We start from the raw sequence: 25,652 nt of genomic DNA on the forward strand, positions 1-25,652 counted from the left end.
CGTGATTTTTAAAGAAATCCAAATTAGAAGGTAGGTGCAAAATGTCCAAGCTCAATGAAAAATTGACCAACGCATGGCAGGGTTTTAGTGCTGGTGAATGGCAGAATGGCGTAAACGTCCGTGACTTCATTCAGAAGAACTACACACCGTATGAAGGTGATGAGTCCTTCCTGGCTGGCGCTACCCAAGCGACAACCACCCTGTGGGATAAAGTAATGGATGGTATCAAACTGGAGAACCGTACTAAGGCTCCAGTAGATTTCGATACCGACGTTGCCTCTACCATCACCTCTCACGATGCCGGCTACATCAACAAATCATTGGAAACCATCGTTGGTCTGCAAACTGACGCGCCATTGAAACGTGCCCTGATCCCTTTCGGCGGCATCAAAATGGTGGAAGGTTCATGTAAAGTTTACGGTCGTGAACTGGATCCGGCACTGAAAAAAGTCTTCACTGATTACCGCAAAACCCACAACCAGGGTGTTTTCGATGTTTACACTAAAGACATCCTGAACTGCCGCAAATCTGGTGTGCTGACCGGTCTGCCAGATGCCTATGGTCGTGGCCGTATCATCGGTGACTACCGTCGCGTCGCGCTGTATGGTATCGACTTCCTGATGGCCGACAAATACGCACAATTCCAGTCTCTGCAAGACGACCTGGAAAATGGCGTAAACCTGGAAATGACCATCCAGTTGCGTGAAGAAATCTCAGAACAACACCGTGCTCTGGGTCAGATTAAAGAAATGGCTGCTAAATATGGCTGCGATATCTCTGGTCCTGCAACAACTGCACAAGAAGCTGTTCAGTGGACTTACTTCGGTTACCTGGCTGCCGTTAAATCTCAGAACGGTGCTGCGATGTCCTTTGGCCGCGTCTCTACTTTCCTTGACGTGTACATCGAACGTGATATCAAAGCAGGCAAACTGAACGAAGAACAAGCTCAGGAACTGATTGACCACCTGGTTATGAAACTGCGTATGGTGCGTTTCCTGCGGACCCCTGAATATGATGAATTGTTCTCCGGTGACCCAATCTGGGCGACAGAATCCCTGGCAGGTATGGGTGTTGATGGTCGTACTCTGGTTACCAAAAACAGCTTCCGCTTCCTGAATACCCTGTACACCATGGGACCTTCACCAGAGCCAAATATGACCATTCTGTGGTCAGAAAAGCTGCCAATGAACTTCAAAAAGTACGCAGCGAAAGTGTCTATCGATACCTCATCTGTACAGTATGAGAACGATGATCTGATGCGTCCTGATTTCAACAACGATGACTATGCTATCGCTTGTTGTGTGAGCCCAATGGTTGTGGGTAAACAAATGCAGTTCTTCGGCGCTCGTGCAAACCTGGCGAAAACCATGTTGTACGCAATCAACGGCGGCGTTGATGAAAAAATGAAAATCCAGGTTGGTCCTAAAGAAGCACCAATGATGGATGAAGTGCTGACCTTTGATAAAGTCATGGAACGCATGGATCACTTCATGGACTGGTTGGCTAAACAGTACGTGACTGCGCTGAACATCATTCACTACATGCATGACAAATACAGCTACGAAGCATCGCTGATGGCTCTGCATGACCGCGATGTTTATCGCACCATGGCATGTGGTATCGCAGGATTGTCTGTTGCTGCTGACTCCCTGTCTGCTATCAAATATGCAAAAGTTAGCACCATCCGTGACGAAGACGGCCTGGCTGTAGACTTCAAAATTGAAGGTGAGTATCCACAGTTCGGTAACAACGATTCTCGCGTAGATGACATCGCTTGTGACCTGGTAGAACGTTTCATGAAGAAAATTCAGAAACTGCGTACCTACCGTGGCGCTGTAGCAACTCAGTCTGTTCTGACCATCACCTCTAACGTGGTTTATGGTAAGAAAACAGGTAACACTCCAGATGGTCGTCGTGCTGGTGCTCCGTTTGGGCCGGGTGCTAACCCAATGCACGGTCGTGACCAGAAAGGTGCGGTTGCCTCTCTGACCTCCGTTGCTAAACTGCCGTTTGCTTACGCGAAAGATGGTATTTCTTATACCTTCTCTATCGTGCCAAATGCGCTGGGTAAAGACGATGATGTGCGTAAAGCCAACCTTGCGGGTCTGATGGATGGTTACTTCCACCACGAAGCGTCCATCGAAGGTGGTCAACACCTGAACGTGAACGTCATGAACCGTGAAATGCTGTTAGATGCGATGGAACATCCTGAAAACTATCCTCAGCTGACCATTCGTGTTTCTGGCTACGCAGTGCGTTTCAACTCACTGACTAAAGAACAGCAACAAGACGTTATTACCCGTACTTTCACTAAGTCCCTGTAATAATTCAACCTTGTAATCTGGTCTGATAAAAAGGCTCCACAACGTGGAGCCTTTGTTTCATCCCTCCCTGCCCGCACTGTCTGTACGACAGTCTGTTTTGCCAGAGCGCTATACGTTGTGGACTTCTGGCAAAGCAGTACCGCCATTGCTGACAATCAACCTTATTGATTGTCTGGTATCATAAACCTGTGGTTTCCAGTTTATCTCTGCCAGGCCAGCATCCGCACATGTAGACTGCTATTTATTGGTCACTATGGAGAACAACCCGCAATGTCAGTTCAAGGTCGCATCCACTCATATGAATCCTGTGGCACCGTTGACGGCCCAGGTATCCGTTTCATTGTTTTCTTCCAGGGTTGCCTGATGCGTTGCATGTATTGCCACAACCGCGATACCTGGGATACACATGGCGGAAAAGAGATCAATGTTGATGATTTAATGAAAGAAGTCGTGACGTATCGTCACTTCATGAATGCTTCCGGCGGTGGTGTAACAGCCTCTGGTGGCGAAGCCATTCTTCAGGCAGAGTTTGTGCGTGACTGGTTCCGCGCCTGCCAGAAAGAAGGGATCAACACTTGCCTGGACACCAACGGTTTTGTCCGCCGTTATGATCCGGTGATCGACGAATTATTGGATGTCTCTGATCTGGTCATGCTTGATCTCAAGCAGATGAATGATGACATTCACCAGAATCTGGTGGGCGTGTCCAACCACCGCACTCTGGACTTTGCCCGCTATCTGGCAAAACGTAATCAGCGCACCTGGATCCGTTATGTCGTGGTGCCGGGCTGGTCTGATGATGATGACTCCGCGCATAAGCTGGGTGAGTTCACCAAAGATATGACCAACATCGAGAAGATCGAACTGCTGCCATACCATGAGTTGGGCAAACACAAATGGACGGCAATGGGTGAGAAATACGGTCTGGATGGCGTAAATCCACCCACCAAAGAGATCATGGAAAGAGTGAAAAATATTCTTGCCAGTTACGGGCATAAAGTTATTTATTAACAGTCTGATATGCTCATAAAAAAGACGCCAAATGGCGTCTTTTTTGCTTTATGGCTCAGAACATACCCAAAATCATTGGGGTTGCGGCTTTAATTATGAAAAAGGATTAAGCAGTCGCTACAGGATTATGCGTATGATCCGCTTTGCGCATCAGCATCACCAGATACACCAGCGAAACCACCGCAATCATCACGAACAACAGACGGTCGGAATAACTCTGCATTAGCATCGCGGTCATTGTCGGCCCGGCGAGGCTACCGATGGTGTAACTCATCAGTAATGCCTGGTTCATCGCCACCAACTCCTCTGCGTTGACTTTTTCGCAAGCCCAGGACATAGCGACCGGATACAGCGTGAAACCAGCACAGCCCAGAATAAACAGCGTCGGAGCCATCGCATAGCCACTGAGCATCGCAATGCTGCCAAGGATAACGGCGAAGATCTGAATGCGCAGAACCATCAGACGGCCATAACGGTCAGCCAAACGCCCTACCGGCCATTGCCCGATAATCCCGGCGCTGACCAGCAATGCCATCCAGTAACCTACATCTGCATCGCTCATTCCCTGATGCGTCAGGAACAAAGGCATCAGGCCGTATAAAGATCCCAGAACGATGCCGGAAATAATACAGCCGTTAATCCCCAGCCGTGCATTACGGCGTCTGAACATCGGCATTACCGCATGACGCGGCTGCCCGCTTTCCTGGTTCTCAATATGCGTTAATAACAATGGCAGCATTGCAATGACAATCAGCGCTGTCACCCACGGCAGTACACTTAAAATTGCCGTCGGCACCGTACCTACCAAAAGCTGCCCAACCACCGTGCCGATGTAATACATGATCATATACGCTGCCAGTAACTGGCCGCGGTTTCTGACGGTTCCGCTGCGTAGCAACGCACTTTCCACCACCACCCAGATCAATGCGCAGCCGATGCCTGCAACGAATCGCGCCGTCACCCAACTCCAGAAACTTATTGAAAGTGCCAGACCTGCGGTCGCGACAGCAAACAGGATGCAGGAAAGGTAGTAACTGCGGTTAAAACCAACACGTTTAATCAGTCCGCCCGCAAGCAAAGTACCCAGCAGATTACCGGTAAAATAAGACGAACTGACGAGTCCGACCTGCCAGGTTGGAAGTTGCTCATGACTGAGCCACAAAGGGACCAATGTGTTTAAAACGGCGATAGAAATCGTCAACAACAGAAGTCCGCACAGGAGCAGAGAAACAGGACGGGAATAGGCGGACATAGGGCGGTGATGACCACAAAGAGGAAGAAATTGCGCGCATCATGCCACCGGCGGTTTAAAAGTCAATCTGGCAAAAATTGACCTGAGCACAAAGTGGAGAAGAATGATTGAAAACACTAATCAAGCTTAATGATTAAGATGAATGACACTTTAAAGACAGGTTAATATCACCATGATAACAAACAAGTTTGCATTTCCCGCAGCCATTACATTTTGCGTCATCAACAGAAGGTTGATTCTGTTGATTAAAAAATATTGCCGTGCGCGGACAGGCAATTTCGCACATTCGGCACAAGTCATCCAGCCGTCCCAGACACTGGGACAAAATAACCGGACGCAAACCAGTATCCATTGGCACACACTGATCCAGCGCCTCTCTTTCGCAAGCCTGAGTACAGGCACCGCAAAAGTCACATTCAGCATAATCGATAGCCAGCGAAGCCTTTCCTCCCTGGATGCTTATAATGCCGACCGGGCACGCCTGTGCGCAACGTCCGCATCCATCACATTGTTGCTGAAACATCGGTTCGGCAATGGCCTGAGGCGGACGGGCAATCACGCGCGCCAGCAAGTTCGCAGAAGGCTGTGCCGCCTGTTCAATTGCCTGTTTGCCCGGTGACAGCAAGCCGCGGAATAACCCACGGCGGCTGACCGTTCTGCTGCTCATCCAGGCACGATAGTATCTGGCGTCGCGGGAATCGCTCATCAGAAATACAGATCCACGACGGGCGCTTCCAGACTACGTTGTTGTTTCCAGCCCTGTAGTGTGGATTCTGCCAGTACGGCCACTCCGAGATAAAACGGGTGTTCTGCTTTCTGACGGAGTAATTCGAAATAGCGTCCGGCCCACGGGAATAAATGCTCTGTCAGAAATTCATCCAGCAAAGAAGGTGAATTCTCGGCTAACCATGCAGACATCATCAGCAGCAAACCGATGTGATCTTCCGGCTCTGCCTGCTCCAGATGGGGTTCAATACCGTTTTCACGCATCCACTGGCGCAATGCCAGCGTTGAATCGCCAAACAGCACTGATTCTTTGTCCAGATACACCGAGCCCCAAGGTGGCGCGGGTAACGAATAAGGGCCGATAAAAAGACGCTGATACGCGTCATCCAGACTTTCAGACGCGGCCGTAATCTGGCTGAATGTTTCTCCCGCCTGAGTTTTAGCCTCGTCACTCGCACATGGCCATGACTCCGTCCAGACGCTGCTTTCAAGTAACGTAATTAAGACGCTAACTTCAGGAGAGCTCGGCGGATAAAACAGCATCGCGCCTAATACTTTACCGGTTAAACTAATTGATTCTGCTGACATAATTAACTCATTTTGCAGAGGCACATCCTTACTGGCGACGTGCCTCCTGATAAACCTGACTACCTGAAATTAGCCGCCCACTGCCATTCCCACTGTCATATGCAGACCGTAGAAAATCGCCCGACCAATCAGTTCTCCGGCAAACACCAGCACAAAGGCCAGTATCATTGAGGCCAGTGCAGGTCGTTTACGCAGTATAAGCGGACAGAACCAGCAGCCCAGTCCAAGAACAACCAGCACCAGCCGCCACACCGACAACACACCGTATTGTGGGATAAGCGCTGACGCAGCCTGAACGGAACTGCTGATGCCTGCCAGACTGGCGCTTTGCATAACAACAACAGCCATACTCACGACCAGTGACACAAAGCTGATGACCGGCAGCAGACGTAGCGCACAACCATTAATATTAGCACCACGCAGCAGCAGGTAGCCCAGAACCGGTCCGCCAATCAGTACCGTCAGGCCAAAATGAAACGCGGTATACGCATTGTCCCAGGTTGGCACAGTATTGATTGCATACACACGACACATCGCGAAGACGAATCCAACACCTGCCAGCATGGTCACGATTAACCAGATTTTAGCGAGCACGCGTGGCATCTTGTTGATCATCGCCAGCAGCCAGTAAATCCCGCCCAGCGCAAAGAAGAGCGAGCCGCTGCCAATTTCGTTGCTCAGCGGCGACGCGCCCAGCCGGTTAAGCGAATTGAATGCCCGCAGCGGTGACCCCAGATGCAGAACCGAGGCGATGAAAGCGATCGCCATCAACACCCACAAAAAGAACATCGAGAGATGGATCTGGCGGTATTCTTCCCTACTGCGCTGAGTCAGCAACGCAATGGCAAGCACAATAAATGCGCCAACGACACATTGCCCCAGAACCGTAAAGACCATCAAAGGCCATTCATGCCATCCGTTTCCCATCTCAAACCTCCTTCGGGTTAGCCAGATAACCCGTGGTATCGCCTACAGGACGGCAATTCGCATTGGGTTTAATGACGATATTTGGGTGAGTGAAATGTGAAGCAGGCAACGGTGCCACTTCAGCCAGTTCACCGTATTTCGCACGCAGTTCTTCGATTGGCGCCATATCCAACGCACGCAGCGGGCAGGATTCAACACAAATCGGTTTTTTACCTTCAGCAATGCGTTCGTAGCATCCGTCACATTTGGTCATGTGACCTTTGGCTTCATTGTATTGCGGCGCGCCATACGGACACGCCATATGGCAATAACGACAGCCAATACAGATATCTTCGTTTACGACCACAAAACCGTCTTCACGCTTATGCATCGCGCCACTCGGACAGACCTTGGTGCAGGCGGGATCCGCACAATGGTTACAGGAAATTGACAAATAATAGGCGAAGACATTCTGATGCCAGCCATCTCCGTCTTTTTGCCAGTCGCCGCCAGCATATTCATAGATACGGCGGAAACTCACGTCCGGGGTTAAATTTTTGAAGTCCTTGCATGCCAGTTCACAGGTTTTGCACCCTGTGCAGCGGCTTGAGTCAATATAAAAGCCATATTGAGTTGTCATGATTTACTCCGTTAAACCTTAGCCACTTGCACAAGGTTGGTATGAGAGGGGTTACCTTTCGCCAGCGGTGAAGGTCTTTGAGAAGTCAGTACATTAATGCTGCCCGCACGATCTATTTTTTTACTGTCAGGGGAATACCAGGCACCTTCGCCAAGTGCGACAACGCCCGGCATCATGCGCGGTGTCACTTTGGCGGCTATATGCACTTCCCCGCGATCGTTAAAGATGCGGATCATGTCGCCGTTGGTGATACCACGCTGTGCGGCATCCATCGGATTGATCCACATTTCCTGGCGACAGGCTGCTTTCAGTACATCAACATTGCCGTAAGTGGAGTGGGTACGCGCTTTGTAGTGGAAACCTGTCAGCTGTAACGGATATTTACTGGCCAGCGGGTCGTCATAGTTTTCGAAACCGGCGGCATACACCGGTAATGGATCAATAACGTCCTCTTTAGAGAGTTCCCATTCAGCCGCAATCTTGGCCAGTTCAGCAGAGTAAATTTCGATTTTACCGGACGGCGTACTCAGCGGATTGGCCGCAGGATTTTCACGGAATGCTTTGTAAGCCACATGATGCTGGTCGGGGTCACGTTTTTTGAATATGCCCTGTTTGCGGAAGGTCTCGAAATCTGGCAGTTCTGGCAGCGCTTCACGTGACTGCTGATACAGATGACGCAACCATTCTTCCTGCGTACGGCCTTCGGTGAACTGCTGCTCTACCCCCATGCGGCGGGAAAGCTCGCTGGTCATTTCATAGATGTTCTTGCACTGGAAACGTGGCGTAATCGCCTGATCGGCAAAAATCACATAATCCATGTTGCCGCACGAGGCATCGAGACAGAAATCCATCTGCTCAGAGGCCGTGCAGTCTGGCAGGATAATATCTGCGTATTTTGCTGACGAGGTCATGTGGTTATCAATCACCACAATCATTTCACACTGTTTGTCATCCTGCAGAATGTCATGGGTGCGGTTAATATCTGAATGCTGATTGATCAAACAGTTACCAGCGTAGTTCCAGATAAACTTAATGGGCACATCAAGTTTATCCTTGCCGCGCACGCCATCTTTCATGGCGGTCATCTGCGGGCCACGCACAATCGCATCCGTCCACAGGAACATAGAAATACTGGTCTGAACCGGATTTTCCAGCGTCGGCATACGTACAAACGGGATCTCGTAGGAACCTTCGCGGGCACCGGAATTGCCACCGTTAACGCCCACGTTGCCAGTAAGGATCGCCAGCATCGCAATTGCACGGGTTGCAATTTCTCCGTTAGCGTGACGCTGCGGGCCCCAACCCTGCGTGATAAATGCTGGTTTTGCCTGTCCGATTTCACGTCCCAGCTTGACGATTTTATCCACGGAGATGCCCGTGATTTTTGCCGCCCATTCAGGCGTTTTCGCTACACCGTCTGGCCCTTTGCCGAGAATATAAGCCTTGTAATGCGCATTCTCAGGCACACCCGCCGGTAAGGTCTTTTCGTCATACCCGACGCAATACTTATCGAGGAATGGCTGATCAACCAGATTTTCAGTGATCATGACGTGCGCCAGCGCCGCTGCCAGCGCGCCATCAGTACCCGGACGGATCGGCACCCATTCGTCTTCGCGTCCGGCACCGGTATCGGTATAGCGCGGATCCACAATGATCATACGGGCGTTCGAACGCTGGCGAGCCTGTTCGAGGTAATATGTCACCCCGCCACCGCTCATACGGGTTTCACCCGGGTTATTGCCGAACAGCACCACCAGTTTGCTGTTTTCGATATCAGACGGGCTGTTGCCGTCCGCCCAGCCGCCATAGGTATAATTAAGACCCGCTGCAATTTGCGCTGAACTGTAGTCGCCATAATGATTCAGATAACCACCGCAGCAGTTCATCAGACGAGCGATCAGTGTCTTGCCTGGCGGCCATGAACGCGTCATCGTGCCACCCAGCGTACCTGTGCCGTAATTCAGATAAATCGCTTCATTGCCATAGCGATGAATAATGTCTTTAAGGCTGCCCGCCAGGGTGTCAAAGGCTTCGTCCCAGCTGATAGGCTTGAATTTCCCTTCACCACGTTTGCCCACGCGTTTCATCGGATACTTCAGACGGTCCGGGTTATAAACACGACGACGCATTGAGCGCCCGCGCAGACAGGCACGAACCTGATGCAGTCCTTCATAATTGTCATTACCGGTATTGTCGGTCTCGACATAGCGGATCTCGTTATCAACGACGTGCATTCGCAACGGACAGCGGCTGCCGCAGTTAACAGTACAGGCACTCCAGACGATTTTCTCATCTGTAGCTTTGGCAGGAGCCTGTAGCTTTTCCGCACGTATTGATTTGAACGGCAACGATATGCCGCCAACTGCGGCTGCTATACCGGCGAGTGTGGTTCCCTTAACCAGGTCACGGCGGCTGATCCCACCGCCTGAATCGGTTTTATTACTGTTTGAATCTGACATTGCTTACTCCGTAACGCCCTTATCTGAAGGACGAAAATTTAACAACCCTGTCATCGGGCCCTGGCTCGTGGCTCGTGGCTTCTTTAGACTTTTTCTATTTGAATCAAATTTGTATGCTGAGGATTACCCTTCGCTAACGGTGAGGGGCGTTGGGTTGTCAGCGTGTTCATACAGGCACCATGGTCAATACGGTCACCACTCATATTGGCCTGATGCCATGCGCCCTGCCCCATAGCCACAACGCCGGGTATGATGCGCGGGGTGACTTTTGCCGCTACACGCACTTCACCGCGGTCATTAAAGACTTTCACTTTGTCACCGTTTTCAATGCCACGGGTTTTGGCATCGATCGGGTTAATCCAGACTTCCTGCCGGCAGGACGCCTGCAAAACATCGATATTGCCGTATGTGGAATGGGTGCGGGCTTTGTAGTGGAAGCCGAACATCTGCAACGGAAACTGGCTACGTTTCGGATCGTCCCAGCCTTCAAAGGTTGAGGCATATACCGGCAGCGGACTAATGGTTTCATCTTTTTGCAGCTCCCATTCGCCGGCAATTTTCGCCAGAGCAGAGGAGTAAATTTCGATTTTACCGGAAGGTGTTTTCAGCGGATTGGCCTGGGGATCCTGACGGAATTTTTTATAAGCCACAAAATGCCCGGCAGGATCCTTACGCTTATATATCCCCATTAGCCGTAGTTCTTCATAAGCAGGCAATGCCGGGTCTTTCGCCAGCATTTTGGCATACAGATATTGCAACCACTCCCGCTGGGTACGGCCTTCGGTGAACTTGTTATAAACATCCGGGCCAAGACGACGCGCGACTTCGCTCATCATCTCGTAGATGCCTTTACGTTCGAACTTAGCGGACGTTGCGGGCTGGATGAAAATCAGATACCCCATATTTCCGGCGTAGTCATTTGGAATAATATCTTCCTGCTCGACGGTCATAAGGTCAGGCAGCAGGATGTCGGCGTACTTCGCCGAGGAGGTCATGAAGTTTTCCAGCACGACGATCATCTCGCACTGCGTGTCATCCTGCAGAATATCGTGGGTTTTATTGATGTCGGAATGCTGGTTGGTGATGGTATTACCGGCATAGTTCCAGATGAATTTGATCGGCACATCCAGTTTGTCTTTGCCGCGCACGCCATCTTTCGTGGCAGTCATCTGCGGGCCACGGGCAATAGCATCAGTCCAGCTAAAACAGGAAATCTGTGTGTTGACCGGATTTTCCAGCACGGGCATGCGTTCAATGGTGATGGTATAGGTGGATTCACGTGCGCCACTATTGCCGCCATTAATGCCAACATTGCCGGTTAAAATCGGCAACATAGCGATGGCTCTGGACGTCAGTTCACCGTTGGCCTGACGCTGTGGGCCCCAGCCCTGAGAAATATAGGTGGGTTTTGCCTGACCGATTTCGCGGGCCAGTTTGACAATACGATTGGCCGGAATACCGGTAATGCGGGACGCCCATTCAGGTGTCTTTGCCGTCGCATCTTCGCCCTGGCCGAGAATATAGGCTTTGTAATGACTGTTGGCCGGTGCATCCGCAGGCAGGGTTTTTTCGTCGTAGCCCACACAATACGAATCAAGGAAAGGTTGGTCGACCATGTTCTCAGTGATCAGCACATGCGCAAGGCCAGCCACCAGTGCGGCATCCGTCCCCGGGCGGATAGGGATCCACTCGTCTTCCCGACCTGCAGCAGTATCCGTATAACGCGGGTCGATCACGATCATACGGGCATTGGAACGCTGGCGTGCCTGTTCGAGGTAATAGGTGATGCCGCCACCACTCATGCGCGTTTCAGCCGGATTGTTACCGAACAGGACGACCAGCTTGCTGTTTTCAATATCTGACGTACTGTTGCCCTCGTTACTGCCATACGTGTATGGCATGGCGCAGGCGATTTGCGCGGTACTGTAAGTGCCGTAATGACTGAGAAAACCGCCATAGCAGTTCATCAGGCGGGCAACCAGCGAAGCGTAAGGGGAAGAACGGGTGATGTTGCCGCCTACAATGCCGGACGTGTAATTGATATATACCGCTTCATTGCCGTATTTCGCGACAATACGCTTCAGGTTATTGGCAATTTCATCGAACGCCTCTTCCCAGCTAATGCGTTTAAACTTACCTTCACCGCGCTTGCCGACGCGCTTCATCGGATAATTCAGGCGCTCCGGATGATTCATGCGGCGGCGGATAGAACGCCCGCGCAGGCAGGCGCGCACCTGATGATCACCGTAAATATCCTGCCCGGTATTGTCTGTTTCGACCCAGTACACCTCATCATCACGTACATGCAAACGTAACGCACAACGGCTACCGCAGTTGACTGAACAGGCGCCCCACACCACTTTATCTTCGGAGACTAAATGCTTCGCCTCACCCACTCCCTGGGCCAGTGCTTTACGGCTAAAAGGAAGGGATACGCCATCCGCAGCCACGGCCAGCCCTGCCAGCGTTGATGTTTTGATCAGTGTCCGGCGGCTGATACCACTTTTTAGCGTGGTGATTTCTGGTTTGATTTCCGACATTTTTCGCTCCGGTAATGAGGCAATACCCACTCAAACAGCATGGATACTACTTATTAGGGGGTACGAAACCTTGTCTGCTATCAAAAAAGGCGGGGTTGAAGAGAAAGAAATACGGAATTCGTAACGTAACGCATGATTTCATGCATAAAAAAAAGCGCCCTAAGGCGCTTTTCGCTATGTTAGTGCAGATATAACGGGATTAACCGATATATTCTAAACCGCCCATGTACGGACGTAATACTTCCGGCACTTCGATACGGCCATCAGCTTGTTGGTAGTTTTCCAGCACGGCGACCAGTGTACGGCCTACAGCCAAACCAGAACCATTCAGGGTATGAACCAGACGTGGTTTTTTATCGGTTTTGTTGCGGCAACGCGCCTGCATACGACGGGCCTGGAAATCACCCATGTTGGAGCATGAGGAGATTTCACGGTATGTATCCTGCGCTGGCAACCAAACTTCCAGATCGTAGGTTTTGCAAGAGCCAAAGCCCATATCGCCGGTACACAACAAAACTTTGCGGTATGGCAAATTCAGCAGCTGAAGCACCTTTTCTGCATGGCCGGTCAGTTCTTCCAGTGCATCCATTGAATCTTCAGGACGAACGATTTGCACCATCTCAACTTTGTCAAACTGGTGCATGCGGATCAGACCACGGGTATCACGACCATACGAACCGGCTTCTGAACGGAAACATGGCGTATGCGCTGTCATCTTCAGTGGCAGAGATTCTTCTTCAAGAATTTCATCACGGGTCAGGTTGGTCAGCGGCACTTCCGCCGTCGGGATCAGCGCATAGTTACTGCTGCCCGCCTCTTCATCCAGGGGTTTGGTATGGAACAGGTCTTCGCCAAACTTAGGCAACTGACCGGTACCGTACAACGTTTCCTGATTGACCAGATAGGGAACATAGGTTTCCAGATAACCGTGTTGCTCTGTGTGCAGATCGAGCATGAACTGCGACAGCGCGCGATGCATACGGGCGATTTGCCCTTTCATCACGACAAAACGCGCACCCGTCAGTTTAACGGCAGCGGCAAAATCCAGGCCGCCAGCCATTTCGCCCAGCGATACGTGATCGCGCACGGTGAAATCGTACTGACGCGGCGTGCCCCAGCGGCTCACTTCCTGGTTATCGTTCTCATCTTTACCGGCAGGCACGGAGTCATCAGGCATGTTTGGAATAGCAGAAGCGATATCGCGGATGTCATTTTGCAATGCATCCAGTTCAGCTTTCGCTGCATCCAGCTTCTCACCCAGCGTATTCACTTCCAGACGCAGGGGTTCGATGTCTTCGCCACGGGCTTTTGCCTGACCGATAGATTTCGATCGGGAGTTACGTTCAGCCTGTAGAGTTTCCGTTTCTACCTGCAAGACTTTGCGGCGTTCTTCCTGAGAACGCAGCGTTTCCACATCGAGTTTAAAACCTCTGCGAGCGAGTTTTTCTGCAACTGCGTCTAGCTCATTACGCAGCAGATTGGGATCCAGCATGCTAATCCTGTACGTGTCGTTATTGAATGTTAATTTGATGATGCACGCTGTCTGAAATGGCAGCGTGTCAAAGAGTTATCACGGTAACCTTACCGCAACGATAAAATTAGCGGTAGCGTTTTGTCGGGCTATTTTGATCTTGTTCGGCAAGCCATGCCAACTTTTCGCCGATCTTGCCTTCAAGCCCGCGTGATGTCGGGTAATAATACTGCGTACGGGCCATTTCAGGCGGGAAATAATCCTCTCCCGCCGCATATGCATTCGGTTCGTCATGCGCATAACGATACTCAGCACCAAGCCCCATTTCTTTCATCAGTTTGGTAGGCGCATTACGCAAATGTTCCGGCACATCAAAATCTGCCATTTCGCGTGCATCACGCATGGCAGATTTGAATGCGGTGTATACAGCATTACTTTTCGGTGCACAGGCCAGATACACAATCGCCTGGGCAATCGCACGCTCACCTTCAGCCGGGCCAACACGGGTAAAACAATCCCAGGCAGCGAGCGCCACCTGCATGCCCCGTGGATCGGCATTCCCGACATCTTCTGAAGCAATCGCCAACAAACGTCGGGCGACATACAACGGATCACCACCGGCGGTGATGATTCGGGCATACCAGTAAAGCGCCGCATCAGGCGAAGAACCCCGCACTGATTTATGCAATGCAGAGATTAAATCGTAAAAACGATCGCCTTTATTGTCGAAGCGCGCACTGCGTTCACCGGCAATCTCAGTGAGTAATTCCGGCGTGAGTGTCCTGTAACCATTGGCGTCGATTTCCGCCATATCGGCCATCATTTCAATACTGTTCAGCGCCCGGCGCGCGTCGCCATTCACCAGCTCCGAAAGCATCCGGCGGGTTTCCGGCGGAACACGGATTTTCTCATTGGCGTAACCGCGCTCAGAATTGCTCAGCGCCTGATCAATCACTTTCTCGATATCTTCAGCCGTCAGTGATTTAAGTAAATACACACGAGCGCGAGACAGCAATGCGGAATTGAGTTCGAAAGAAGGGTTTTCGGTGGTCGCACCAATAAATGTAATGGTGCCATCTTCAATGTGCGGCAGGAAAGCGTCCTGCTGACTTTTGTTAAATCGATGGACTTCATCAACGAACAAAATGGTACGACGCCCGGCATCGCGATTCTGCCGGGCTCGCTCAATCGCTTCCCGAATATCTTTAACACCGGATGTGACCGCAGATATACGCTCAACATCGGCGTTTGCATACCGGCCAATCAGTTCTGCCAGCGTCGTTTTCCCGGTACCCGGCGGCCCCCACAAAATCATCGAATGCAATTGCCCTGTTTCAATGGCCCGCGGCAGAGGTTTGCCCGGCGCTAACAGATGCTGCTGTCCAATATATTCTGCAAGAGTGACTGGCCGCATTCTGGCGGCCAGTGGCTGGAATTCATTTTGGGAAAAATCGAGTGACAGATTACTCAAACTAACCTCACTGACGCTGGTCGTCCACCGTCACACCCTGCGGCGGAGTAAATTTAAACTTGGCATCATCAACAGACGCATTTTGCTCACCTTTCAGGGTATAAGCACTTTTCTGCCCGTCCTGTTCAACGGCAGTGAAGCTTTTGATAGTGCCTGAAGGGGTCACATTGATCGCAAATTGTTTCAGATTACCGGTCGCAGCTTTCGGCGTTAATTCAAAGTCATCGCCTTTCTGTTTCACGTTATATTTTGCCCAGTCACTGCTATCATTACGCGTGATCAGCATGAACGGCGTGTTGCCGGTGGCATTTTTAAGCCAGGTTGCCGTGACTTGTTCAACGAACGGGTTATAGAACCATAGGGTTTTACCGTCGGAAACTAAAATGCTCTCATCCGGCGTAGTCATATGCCAGTTAAACAGGTTTGGACGTTTCACCCACAACTGACCTTCGCCCTGCTGAACGGCTGCACCATCATCGCTGGTTACCGTCTGCGTGAAGCTGGCATGGAAAGTATTGAGCTTACCCAGACGAGATTTGAGATCACTGCTGGCATCCGCTAAAACGGAAGCAGAGGTAAATGCGGTCAGTAAACACCCTACCATTAACAATTTTTTCATTCTTATACTTACCTCAGAAATCCATAAACTTCAGACGATGCCTTTTACACAGGCAAAAGACGTATGGTGCGAACTCTATCCGAGGCAGCGCCCCGGCGGTAGCTCATTCATCTGAAAAACAATAGTTTTACGCATCTTTGCACAAGGGTCGCATTCGCGACCCTTCTTAACAAATGCAGGCAAACCGGCTGGGTTTACTCGTGTGACGGTGGTGCCAACACTTCGCGGTTACCGTTATGACCCGGAGTACTGACAATGCCCTGCGCTTCCATTTGCTCAACAATGCGCGCCGCACGGTTGTAACCGATACGGAACTGACGCTGAACACCCGAAATCGACGCACGGCGTTTATCGACTACGAACGCAACCGCCTGATCAAACAGCGCATCGAGCTCTTCATCACCGTCCAGCCCTAAACCGCCACCCTCACCATCTTCACCACCGGAAACAATGCTTTCGATGTATTTTGGACGACCGCGCGCTTTCCAGTCCTGAACCACCGCATGCACTTCCTGATCACGGACAAAAGCACCGTGAACACGCACCGGAATCGAGGAGTTTGGTGCCATATACAGCATGTCCCCCATCCCCAGCAGTGATTCTGCGCCGCCCTGATCCAGAATGGTGCGGGAGTCAATTTTACTCGAAACTGTAAAGGCAATTCGGGTCGGAATGTTGGCTTTAATCAGACCGGTAATAACATCGACAGAAGGACGCTGAGTCGCCAGAACCAGGTGAATACCTGCCGCACGGGCTTTCTGGGCCAGGCGCGCAATCAGCTCTTCAACTTTTTTACCGACGGTCATCATCAGGTCAGCAAACTCATCGACCAGCACCACGATAAACGGTTCTTTCTGCAGATACGGCGGCTCAGCAGCCATGCCATCGCCCGGCTTCCAGAACGGATCAGGAATGGGACGTCCCATCGCCTCCGCTTCCAGAACACGTTCATTGTAACCGGCAAGGTTACGCACACCCAGCGCCGACATCAGTTTATAGCGACGTTCCATTTCACCGACACACCAGCGCAGCGCATTGGCTGCATCTTTCATGTCAGTAACGACTTCGGTCAGCAGATGTGGAATACCTTCATACACCGACAATTCGAGCATTTTCGGGTCGATCATAATGAAGCGCACATCTTCAGGTTTAGACTTGTACAGCATACTCAGAATCATGGCGTTAACGCCGACGGACTTACCGGAACCGGTCGTACCGGCCACCAGCAAGTGAGGCATTTTCGCCAGATCGGCGATAACCGGCTCACCTGAAATATCTTTACCCAGCACAATTGTCAGCGGCGACGTACTTTCTTTAAATTTCGCACAGTCCAGCACTTCGCGCAGATATACCGTCTGGCGCTTCTTGTTTGGTAATTCCAGGCCGACATACGGTTTGCCCGGGATCACTTCCACAACACGCACCGCAACCGCAGACAATGAACGGGCAAGGTCACGCGAAAGGTTAGAAATACGTGCAGCTTTCACGCCCGGCGCCAGATCCAGTTCGAAACGGGTAATCACCGGCCCCGGCAATTTCCCCACGACATCGGCTTTAATGCGGTAATCATTCAGACGCGCTTCGATCAGATTTCCCATCTGTTCCAGCGCGAACTCATCCACAGGCTCAGCTTCAGCCGGCGGTGAGGTCAGCAAATCCAGTGATGGCAGCGGTGTGGTCGGTTTCACCAGCGGCTGTTCATTACGCATAAGGAACGGATGGATCAGGCTATCCATATCAGGCTGCGCCGATGGCGAAGACTGTCGTGGAGCCTCATATTCCTGCGCATGCTGTACGGGCTCAGAAGACGTAGCGCGCTGATAAGGTTGTTGTGCAAACGTTGCAGGCTGCGGTTCTTCTTCCGCTTGTGCCGGCAATGTAAACAGCGGTTCAGAAGGCGTATCGTCCACCAGGTCAGCCATTGGTGAGAAGCTGAATGCATCATGCTGGCTGAGTTTCATGGCCGCAGCGGCAAAATCATCAGCAACAGCCGGTAATTCAGTCTGCTGATTTTGTGAATGATGATGCTGTACCACGCCGCTTAGCGGTTCGACATCCTGCTGATAGCGGGCCTGCTCACGCGCAGCAAACGCATTGCGCAATTCGGCTTCCTGCAAGGCAGTTTCTTCATCAGGTTCATTTTCAGTGACCGCATCGCCATAGCGCTCTTGTTGCTGAGCGGCAAACGCCTGCTGCAATGCTGCTTCCTGTAGCGCTTCTACGTCTGCCTGGATCTGTGGATCGCTATGCGTCGCAGACTGTGCCTGTTCCTGCTGTTCTGCCATACGCTGAGAAGGCAGCTTGATGCCATACGAGGCCAGCTCACGGCGTGTAGGTATACGCACCGGATTAGGACGCGGCAACTCAGGGCCAAAGCCTTTTTTCACCTGTGGATTTTCATCGCTCACAGCACTGAAGGCCGGCATAAAGGTGTTACCAGCGGAAGATGCCGTGGACTGCCCTGCCTGTGCAAGGCCGGTCGCCAGTGCTGCGGTGGCCGCCACGCTGGCCGCCTGAGCGGCATCAGGCACTGCTGAACTGAAATCAAACGGAGAACGGGAATGCTCCACGGCAGTTTGCCAGTTGCCCAGACTTGGACCATCTTCCTCTCTGCGCTCAACTGGTGCTGGTGAAGGCGATTGCTGAACGGGCTGCGGATGGCGCGGAACTGATGTTTCTTCCGGGATCTCGAAATTGTATAACGGCGGAATGGCCGTTGCCGGTGCTGGCTGCGGTGAAATATTAGCAACCGGCGGCTCAGCAGCATAAGGATCCGCTGCCTGTACCGGTTCAGCAACAGCCGCGCTCGCAGCAGGTGCGGTAGCCTCAGAAGATGCCTGCGCTACAGGTTCATTCACCGAAGGCGCAGAGAACAGCACGTCATCTTCATCAGCTTCGGAAGCTTCGGCAGTTGCAGGAGCCGCTGCAGCAGCGACGGCCGGCGCGACTTTAGCAGCCGGTTTTGCGTCATCGTCTTCCAGTAGCGGATCGTCCTCCTCGTCGTAATCATAATCATCGTCACGACGGGACCGGTTGGTCACGATATTTGTTACACCCAGCACGGCACCACCGATCTTTTCGGCGATCGTCAACCAGGACCAGCCGGTAAATAAGGTCAGGCCAGCAGCCCAGACGCATAACAGCACCAGAGTCGCCCCCACATTATTAAAGTAAGGTGTCATCGCGGTACTGAGCAAACTGCCGATTACACCGCCGGAAGCGAAGTAATACAGGTCATCAACGTTGACGGCTGCAAGACCACAAGACGTGACAATGAGCGCCAGCGTGCCAATAAGGCGCAGCGAAAGGGCAAAATAATCGACGAAATCCTGTTTATCCCGCTGACGGAAAGCCGCCCAGCAGAGACACAGAATAATAGGTGGAATAGCGTAACCAAATACGCCAAAGATGAAGAACAGCGTGTCGGCCATCCATGCACCTACACCACCGCCCCAGTTATGAATTGGCCCATGCCAGGCTGTCTGAGACCAGCTTGGATCAGAGGGGTTAAAACTCACCAATGCCGCCATTAAATAAGCAGCAAAAATCGCTACCACAACCAGCAAAGCCTCCAGAAGACGGCGGCCATTGCTCAGTTTTTTCAGGGTAACTTCTTTATCTTCTGTATATTCCTGGCTCAAGAAAGGCTCTCCAGGTTCCTGTGAACTGAGAAAAAGCAACAGCGCCGAGACTCCCCGGCGCCATAGCTGTATAGATACACAGGAGTGTAGCTAAAATGACAAGGTTTTGCACCAGAACAATTACCGGGTCTTAATGACCAGGCGATTTGTCTGTTTCACTTCTTCCATCACCACGTAGGTGCGGGTGTCGTTAACACCTGGCAGACGAAGTAAAGTCTCACCTAACAGCTTACGGTAAGCAGACATATCAGGTACGCGGGTTTTCAACAGGTAGTCGAAGTCCCCTGAAACCAGATGACACTCCTGAATATCTTCGAGTTTTTGTACTGCCGCATTGAACTGTTCAAACACATCCGGGGCGCTGCGATTGAGGGTAATCTCAACAAATACCAGCAACGATGCGTCCAGATAATGCGGGTTGAGCAATGCAGTATAACCATTGATGAAGCCCTGACGTTCAAGACGACGAACGCGCTCCAGACATGGAGTTGGAGATAATCCCACACGTTTGGAAAGCTCGACGTTTGAAATCCGGCCATCCTTTTGCAATTCGTTGAGGATGTTACGGTCAATACGGTCGAGATCTTTTCCCGGACGTTTTTTGTTGTCTACCATTATTATTGTCTCTCTGCTGTCCTTCCCTGCACCTGCCATACCCCAGCCAACTTCAATGTCTAAGGGTTGTCCCAAGCGAAGACCCGATGATTAAGGTTTACGCATCCAAAAGCCGCGTTGATCCCCTGTCAAAAGGAACACGGCCATAAAACGGATACTCAAAAGAAATAACCTTGTGAAATTAATAGATTGAAAACCACCAACCTGATTCACTAAACCCTGCTGCGACATAAAAACCAAAAAGCAATACCAGGACGGGTCCGTAGCAGCCAATTGCATAAATTCAAGTCACAGACAGGCAGTTAATTTCTTCTTCCCCTGATGTTTTCGCAAATGCACAGCGGATTGTCAAAGTAAAAGAAGCAAAATCAGAAGAACGTGCCAGATTGAAAAGCGGACGCCCCCTTTTTAGCTGTCTTTTATCTATGAACAATAACAACGCATCTCACCCATTATTTCGGCCAAATCCCTACAAACAATCCTGAATTGTGGCTAAATTAACGCGTTCTGATGAACAACGTTCACAACGATCGGTCGCCGGAATGCTGGTTTTTCATCCTATCCATCAAACAGTTATCTGCCTCATCAATATTGGCGAAATCCTTTTTACGCGGGTTACGCAGTAAAAACTATCAGACAAATCGTTAACAACATCTGAGTTTACTTTTTTTACTGCGCCGTTTTCCCTACAATCGGTTTATCGCTTGTCGCCATCGCGGAGATGAATTACGCATGAGTACGGTTAAACACAGTAAGTTATTGATCTTGGGTTCCGGTCCGGCGGGTTATACCGCAGCGGTTTATGCTGCGCGTGCAAACCTCAATCCGGTATTAATTACCGGTGTGGAAAAAGGCGGTCAGCTGACCACCACTACCGAAGTGGAAAACTGGCCAGGCGATCCGGAGGGTCTGACCGGTCCGGGCTTAATGGAACGTATGCATGAGCATGCCACCAAATTTAATACTGAGATCATTTTCGACCACATCAACAAAGTCGATTTGCAGAACCGTCCGTTCCGCCTGACCGGTGACAGCGGTGAATACACCTGTGACGCGCTGATCATCGCAACCGGCGCTTCAGCACGTTATATCGGTCTGCCTTCTGAAGAAGCTTTTAAAGGTCGCGGCGTGTCAGCCTGCGCAACCTGTGATGGCTTCTTCTATCGCAACCAGAAAGTCGCGGTTGTCGGCGGTGGCAACACCGCTGTTGAAGAAGCTCTTTATCTGGCCAATATTGCCTCTGAAGTGCATCTGATTCACCGTCGTGACAACTTCCGTGCAGAAAAAATTCTGGTGGATCGTCTGAATGACAAAGTGGCCAGCGGCAATATCGTTCTGCATACCCATAAGACCCTGAATGAAGTGGTCGGCGATCAGATGGGTGTGACAGGCGCGAGCCTGCTCGACGTGCGCACTGATGAGAAATCGCAAGTGGATGTGGCGGGCGTGTTCATTGCTATCGGCCACAGCCCGAATACCGGCATTTTTGAAGGCCAGCTGGAACTGAAAGATGGCTACATCAAAGTGCAGTCCGGCTCTCATGGCAACGCCACCCAGACCAGTATTCCGGGCGTCTTCGCAGCGGGCGATGTTATGGATCATATCTACCGTCAGGCGATCACTTCTGCCGGAACCGGTTGTATGGCCGCACTGGATGCAGAACGCTATCTGGACGGTTTATCTCAAGCCCCGGATTTATAATTACGCCTGCGGCTAGTTATCGGACCAAGAGTCCATACAAAGAGTAACGAATAAGGCGGCTTAATTGCCGCCTTATTGTTTTCAGTGTTGAGCCAAGCATGTAACATGAGCGCCCTCCCATCCGGATTGCTGCACAGACTGATGCCTGATGAATAAAACACGACAACAAGAACTTATCCGCTGGTTAAAACAACAAAGCTCACGCGCCAAAGGCTGGATCCGTCTGTCTATGATGCTGGGTTTACTTTCCGGTTTGCTGATCCTCGCGCAAGCCTGGCTGATGGCCGGATTACTGCACAGCCTGATCATTGACCACACACCGCGTGATGCCCTGCTGCAAAGTTTCCTGTTAATGGCGCTGACGTTTGTTCTGCGCGCTGTGGTCACCTGGCTGCGTGAACAGGTGGGCTTTATTTGCGGACGTGTTATCCGTCAGGAAATGCGCAAGCTGGTGCTGGATCGTCTCGAGAAGCTGGGACCTGCCTGGATCCAGGGAAAACCGGCTGGCAGTTGGGCCAGCATTATTCTTGAACAAATCGAAGATATGCAGGATTACTATTCCCGTTATCTGCCGCAGATCGCTCTCGCAGGTATTATTCCCCTCCTCATTCTGGTCAGTATTTTCCCGATTAACTGGGCCGCCGGGCTTATTTTGCTGGTGACAGCGCCGCTGATCCCGCTGTTTATGGCACTGGTCGGTATGGGGGCCGCTGATGCGAACCGTCGTAACTTTGTCGCGCTGGCGCGTCTGAGTGGGAATTTTCTCGACAGCCTGCGCGGTCTTGATACGCTTCGCCTTTTCCATCGCGGCACAGCGGAAATCGACCAGATTAAGCGTTCAACTGAAAACTTCCGCGCCCGCACGATGGACGTTCTGCGTCTGGCCTTTTTATCTTCCGCTGTACTCGAATTCTTCGCCTCTATTTCTATCGCGGTTGTCGCGGTTTACTTCGGCTTCTCCTATCTCGGTGAACTCAATTTTGGCAGTTACGGCACGCCTGTGACCTTGTTCGCCGGCTTTCTGGTACTGATACTTGCCCCTGAGTTTTTCCAGCCTCTGCGTGATCTGGGCGCGTTTTACCACGCCAAAGCGCAAGCCATCGGCGCAGCAGAAAGTTTAGTCACGTTTCTGAGCGCAGAAAGTGCCGATATGGGTGACGGCGAGCAACCCTGGCCAGCCGGGCAGACAGTGGCACTGGCAGCCCGCGACGTCATTATTCAGTCACCGCAAGGCAAAACGCTGGCCGGTCCGTTAACGTTTAGCATTCAGACCGGACAACGTATCGCGATTGTCGGCCTGAGCGGCGCGGGGAAAAGCTCCCTGCTCAACGCCCTGCTGGGCTTCCTGCCTTACCAGGGTTCCCTTACTGCCAGCGGTATTGAACTGAAATCATTGCGTAGTGACGAATGGCGTAAACAGCTGAGCTGGGTGGGCCAGAACCCGTATCTGCCCGAACTTACCCTGCGCGCCAACATTCTGCTTAATCAGCCGGAGGTCAGTGACGAACAGCTTCAGTCCGCCATTGAACGTGCGTATGTGAATGAATTTCTACCCTTGTTACCGCTGGGGCTGGAAACTGAACTGGGTGACAGTGCTGCGCGGTTATCTATCGGACAGGCGCAACGCGTCGCCGTTGCCCGCGCCCTGCTCTCACCATGCAGTTTGTTACTGCTCGATGAGCCGACCGCCAGCCTGGATGCGCACAGCGAAAAACGTGTGATGAGCGCGCTGAGCGAAGCCTCTAAAGCACAGACTTCACTGCTTGTAACGCATCAACTGGAAGATACCCGTGACTATGACGAAATCTGGGTGATGGAGAAAGGCCTGATCGCTGAGCGTGGCACCTTCGCGCAACTGGTGACTCAGAACGGTTTATTCGCCAGTCTGCTTTCCCGGCGGAATAAGGAGCTTTAATGATGAAAACCCTTCTGCCTTATCTTGCTCTGTACCGCCGCCACGGGTTCCGTCTGTCACTGGGTGTTATTCTGGCCATCGTCACCTTACTGGCGAGCATCGGTCTGCTGACGCTCTCTGGCTGGTTCCTGGCAGCCTCGGCAGTGGCCGGTGTCGCCGGTTTATACAGCTTCAACTATATGCTGCCCGCAGCCGGTGTGCGCGGTGCTGCGATATTTCGTACCGCAGGCCGCTATGCTGAACGTCTGGTCAGCCACGACGCGACCTTCCGTGTGCTGGCGCATTTGCGGGTGTTTACATTCACAAAAATTCTGCCGCTGTCACCGGGGGGAATTGCACATTTCCGTCAGGCTGACCTGCTTAACCGCCTGGTCGCCGATGTCGATACGCTCGATCACTTATATCTGCGGGTCATTTCTCCGCTGGTGAGTGCGCTGGTGGTGATCATTCTGGTGACCTTCGGCCTGAGCTTCCTCGACGTGAAACTGGCGCTGACGCTGGGCGCGATTATGCTGGTGCTGATGCTGCTCCTGCCGGTGATTTTCTACCGCGCGGGAAAACCTGCCGGACGTGAACTGACGGCGCTGCGCAGTAACTACCGGATGCAACTGACATCGTGGTTACAGGGGCAGTCTGAACTGGTGGTTTTCGGCGCTCAGTCGCGGTTCCGCCAGCAACTCAATGATATCGAACAGCGTTGGATGTTGCGCCAGCAGCAGCAGGCAAAACTCACGGGCCTGTCTCAGGCAATGGTGATCGCGGCGGCCGGTCTGACCGTCACACTGATGCTATGGCTGGCTGCCGGTGGTATCAACCAGTTCCCGCAACCGGGCGCACTGATCGCACTGTTTGTCTTCACCCCGCTGGCGGCATTCGAAGCGCTGGGACCTGTAGCCGCCGCATTCCAGCATCTCGGGCAGGTTATCGCCTCAGCTCAGCGCGTCAGCCAGATCATCGACCAGCCCGCAGATGTGACCTTCCCGTCTCAGGGCCCGCTGGCCGGTGAACGGGTTAGTCTGTCGCTGAAAAATGTGAATTTCACCTATCCGGGGCAACCGTTGCCGGTGCTGAAAAATATCAATCTGGATGTCCGTGCCGGTGAGCACATCGCCCTGCTTGGTCAGACCGGTTGTGGCAAATCCACCCTGCTGCAACTGCTGACTCGCGCCTGGGATATCAGCAACGGTGCGTTGGAAATCAACGGTCATCCGGTTGCTGATTATGATGAAGCGACACTGCGCAAAATGATCACCGTCGTCAGCCAGCGTGCGCACGTCTTTAACACCACGCTGCGCGAAAACCTGCGCATGGCATCGCCGCAGAGCACCGACGAACAAATCGCCGATGCTCTGAAACAAGTTGATTTACATGTCCTGCTGGAAAACGAAGGCCTGAATGCCTGGCTCGGTGAAGGCGGACGTCAGCTTTCCGGCGGCGAACAGCGTCGTATCGGGCTGGCGCGAGCTTTGTTACATGACGCGCCACTGTGGTTGCTGGATGAACCCACGGAAGGGCTGGATGCAGAAACGGAACAACACATTTTGGCACTGCTGCACAAGCATTGTCAGAATAAGACGCTACTCTTAGTGACGCACCGTTTGCACGGTCTGGAAGCCCTCGACAGGATATGTGTTATGGAAGAGGGGCAGATTGTGGAACAAGGCGATCACCAGACGTTAACCGCGGCACAAAGTCGTTATGCAAGGTTCCTTGCCCGCGCCTGACGGGGTTGTTTGTGGTTTTACGGCGGACGTGTCCGCCGGATAAGGAGAT

Annotated in this window: 17 protein-coding genes; 5 read left to right on the plus strand and 12 right to left on the minus strand. The window is 51.9% G+C overall.

What is annotated here, in order from left to right; translation table 11 throughout:
* Positions 1–41: 41 nt before the first annotated feature.
* Together pflB and pflA are read left to right on the plus strand one after the other, a co-directional pair.
* Positions 42–2,324: a formate C-acetyltransferase gene (gene pflB / locus ABIC79_RS04315; protein ID WP_134706086.1), complete on the plus strand. Its 2,283-nt coding sequence runs from the start codon at positions 42–44 to the stop codon at positions 2,322–2,324.
* 270 nt (positions 2,325–2,594) lie between these two features.
* Complete coding sequence (pflA, locus tag ABIC79_RS04320; RefSeq protein WP_015689580.1) at positions 2,595–3,335, plus strand: pyruvate formate lyase 1-activating protein; 741 nt, start codon at positions 2,595–2,597, stop codon at positions 3,333–3,335.
* Between the two features lie 106 nt (positions 3,336–3,441).
* Here the strand turns inward: pflA and ABIC79_RS04325 are convergent, their stop codons facing one another.
* The 12 genes from ABIC79_RS04325 to lrp form a co-directional block, all read right to left on the minus strand.
* A complete protein-coding gene (locus ABIC79_RS04325) occupies positions 3,442–4,587 on the minus strand; it encodes an MFS transporter (protein ID WP_119261428.1) in 1,146 nt (381 codons plus the stop codon).
* A 133-nt stretch (positions 4,588–4,720) separates the two neighbouring features.
* Positions 4,721–5,293, minus strand: a complete 573-nt coding sequence (napF, locus tag ABIC79_RS04330) for a ferredoxin-type protein NapF (protein WP_013574785.1) — start codon at positions 5,291–5,293, stop codon at positions 4,721–4,723.
* Positions 5,293–5,901, minus strand: a complete 609-nt coding sequence (dmsD, locus tag ABIC79_RS04335) for a Tat proofreading chaperone DmsD (RefSeq protein ID WP_037036059.1) — start codon at positions 5,899–5,901, stop codon at positions 5,293–5,295. Before dmsD ends, napF begins: the two co-directional genes overlap by 1 nt.
* Positions 5,902–5,970: 69 nt before the next feature.
* Positions 5,971–6,828: a dimethyl sulfoxide reductase anchor subunit family protein gene (locus ABIC79_RS04340; protein ID WP_013574783.1), complete on the minus strand. Its 858-nt coding sequence runs from the start codon at positions 6,826–6,828 to the stop codon at positions 5,971–5,973.
* A gap of 1 nt (position 6,829) precedes the next feature.
* Positions 6,830–7,447 carry a DMSO/selenate family reductase complex B subunit gene (locus tag ABIC79_RS04345; RefSeq protein WP_013574782.1) on the minus strand — a complete coding sequence of 206 codons (618 nt, stop codon included), beginning with the start codon at positions 7,445–7,447 and terminating at the stop codon, positions 6,830–6,832.
* 11 nt (positions 7,448–7,458) lie between these two features.
* Positions 7,459–9,906 (minus strand): dimethylsulfoxide reductase subunit A, encoded by a 2,448-nt coding sequence (gene dmsA / locus ABIC79_RS04350; protein WP_354566585.1) that lies wholly within the window; start codon positions 9,904–9,906, stop codon positions 7,459–7,461.
* A gap of 83 nt (positions 9,907–9,989) precedes the next feature.
* A complete protein-coding gene (ynfE, locus tag ABIC79_RS04355; RefSeq protein ID WP_166860062.1) occupies positions 9,990–12,446 on the minus strand; it encodes a selenate/tellurate reductase subunit YnfE in 2,457 nt (818 codons plus the stop codon).
* A 199-nt stretch (positions 12,447–12,645) separates the two neighbouring features.
* Positions 12,646–13,938, minus strand: a complete 1,293-nt coding sequence (gene serS, locus ABIC79_RS04360) for a serine--tRNA ligase (RefSeq protein ID WP_013574779.1) — start codon at positions 13,936–13,938, stop codon at positions 12,646–12,648.
* Positions 13,939–14,044: 106 nt separating this feature from the next.
* Positions 14,045–15,388 (minus strand): replication-associated recombination protein A, encoded by a 1,344-nt coding sequence (locus tag ABIC79_RS04365; RefSeq protein WP_166860060.1) that lies wholly within the window; start codon positions 15,386–15,388, stop codon positions 14,045–14,047.
* Positions 15,389–15,395: 7 nt separating this feature from the next.
* Positions 15,396–16,007 carry an outer membrane lipoprotein periplasmic chaperone LolA gene (gene lolA, locus ABIC79_RS04370; protein ID WP_013574777.1) on the minus strand — a complete coding sequence of 204 codons (612 nt, stop codon included), beginning with the start codon at positions 16,005–16,007 and terminating at the stop codon, positions 15,396–15,398.
* Between the two features lie 194 nt (positions 16,008–16,201).
* Positions 16,202–19,648 (minus strand): DNA translocase FtsK 4TM domain-containing protein, encoded by a 3,447-nt coding sequence (locus ABIC79_RS04375; protein ID WP_354566586.1) that lies wholly within the window; start codon positions 19,646–19,648, stop codon positions 16,202–16,204.
* A 120-nt stretch (positions 19,649–19,768) separates the two neighbouring features.
* The gene (gene lrp, locus ABIC79_RS04380) at positions 19,769–20,263 is read right to left on the minus strand and encodes a leucine-responsive transcriptional regulator Lrp (RefSeq protein WP_354566587.1); all 495 of its coding nucleotides are present in this window, start codon (positions 20,261–20,263) and stop codon (positions 19,769–19,771) included.
* Between the two features lie 732 nt (positions 20,264–20,995).
* Between lrp and trxB the strand changes: the two genes are divergently transcribed.
* The 3 genes from trxB to cydC all read left to right on the plus strand — a co-directional run bounded on the left by trxB (position 20,996) and on the right by cydC (position 25,603).
* Positions 20,996–21,964 (plus strand): thioredoxin-disulfide reductase, encoded by a 969-nt coding sequence (gene trxB / locus ABIC79_RS04385; protein WP_015689578.1) that lies wholly within the window; start codon positions 20,996–20,998, stop codon positions 21,962–21,964.
* Positions 21,965–22,112: 148 nt separating this feature from the next.
* Positions 22,113–23,879, plus strand: a complete 1,767-nt coding sequence (gene cydD / locus ABIC79_RS04390) for a heme ABC transporter permease/ATP-binding protein CydD (protein WP_013574773.1) — start codon at positions 22,113–22,115, stop codon at positions 23,877–23,879.
* Between the two features lie 2 nt (positions 23,880–23,881).
* Positions 23,882–25,603, plus strand: coding sequence for a heme ABC transporter ATP-binding protein/permease CydC (gene cydC / locus ABIC79_RS04395; protein ID WP_354566662.1), 1,722 nt, complete (start codon positions 23,882–23,884; stop codon positions 25,601–25,603).
* Positions 25,604–25,652 lie beyond the last annotated feature (49 nt).

The organism is Rahnella sp. 2050, assembly GCF_040544515.1.
Classification (GTDB): Bacteria; Pseudomonadota; Gammaproteobacteria; order Enterobacterales; family Enterobacteriaceae; genus Rahnella; species Rahnella aceris.

Coding starts and splice junctions, on each gene's coding strand:
- pflB (WP_134706086.1), top strand. CDS start 42: ATGTCCAAGCTCAATGAAAAATTGACCAACGCATGGCAGGGTTTTAGT.
- pflA (WP_015689580.1), top strand. CDS start 2,595: ATGTCAGTTCAAGGTCGCATCCACTCATATGAATCCTGTGGCACCGTT.
- ABIC79_RS04325 (WP_119261428.1), bottom strand. CDS start 4,587: ATGTCCGCCTATTCCCGTCCTGTTTCTCTGCTCCTGTGCGGACTTCTG.
- napF (WP_013574785.1), bottom strand. CDS start 5,293: ATGAGCGATTCCCGCGACGCCAGATACTATCGTGCCTGGATGAGCAGC.
- dmsD (WP_037036059.1), bottom strand. CDS start 5,901: ATGTCAGCAGAATCAATTAGTTTAACCGGTAAAGTATTAGGCGCGATG.
- ABIC79_RS04340 (WP_013574783.1), bottom strand. CDS start 6,828: ATGGGAAACGGATGGCATGAATGGCCTTTGATGGTCTTTACGGTTCTG.
- ABIC79_RS04345 (WP_013574782.1), bottom strand. CDS start 7,447: ATGACAACTCAATATGGCTTTTATATTGACTCAAGCCGCTGCACAGGG.
- dmsA (WP_354566585.1), bottom strand. CDS start 9,906: ATGTCAGATTCAAACAGTAATAAAACCGATTCAGGCGGTGGGATCAGC.
- ynfE (WP_166860062.1), bottom strand. CDS start 12,446: ATGTCGGAAATCAAACCAGAAATCACCACGCTAAAAAGTGGTATCAGC.
- serS (WP_013574779.1), bottom strand. CDS start 13,938: ATGCTGGATCCCAATCTGCTGCGTAATGAGCTAGACGCAGTTGCAGAA.
- lolA (WP_013574777.1), bottom strand. CDS start 16,007: ATGAAAAAATTGTTAATGGTAGGGTGTTTACTGACCGCATTTACCTCT.
- lrp (WP_354566587.1), bottom strand. CDS start 20,263: ATGGTAGACAACAAAAAACGTCCGGGAAAAGATCTCGACCGTATTGAC.
- trxB (WP_015689578.1), top strand. CDS start 20,996: ATGAGTACGGTTAAACACAGTAAGTTATTGATCTTGGGTTCCGGTCCG.
- cydD (WP_013574773.1), top strand. CDS start 22,113: ATGAATAAAACACGACAACAAGAACTTATCCGCTGGTTAAAACAACAA.
- cydC (WP_354566662.1), top strand. CDS start 23,882: ATGAAAACCCTTCTGCCTTATCTTGCTCTGTACCGCCGCCACGGGTTC.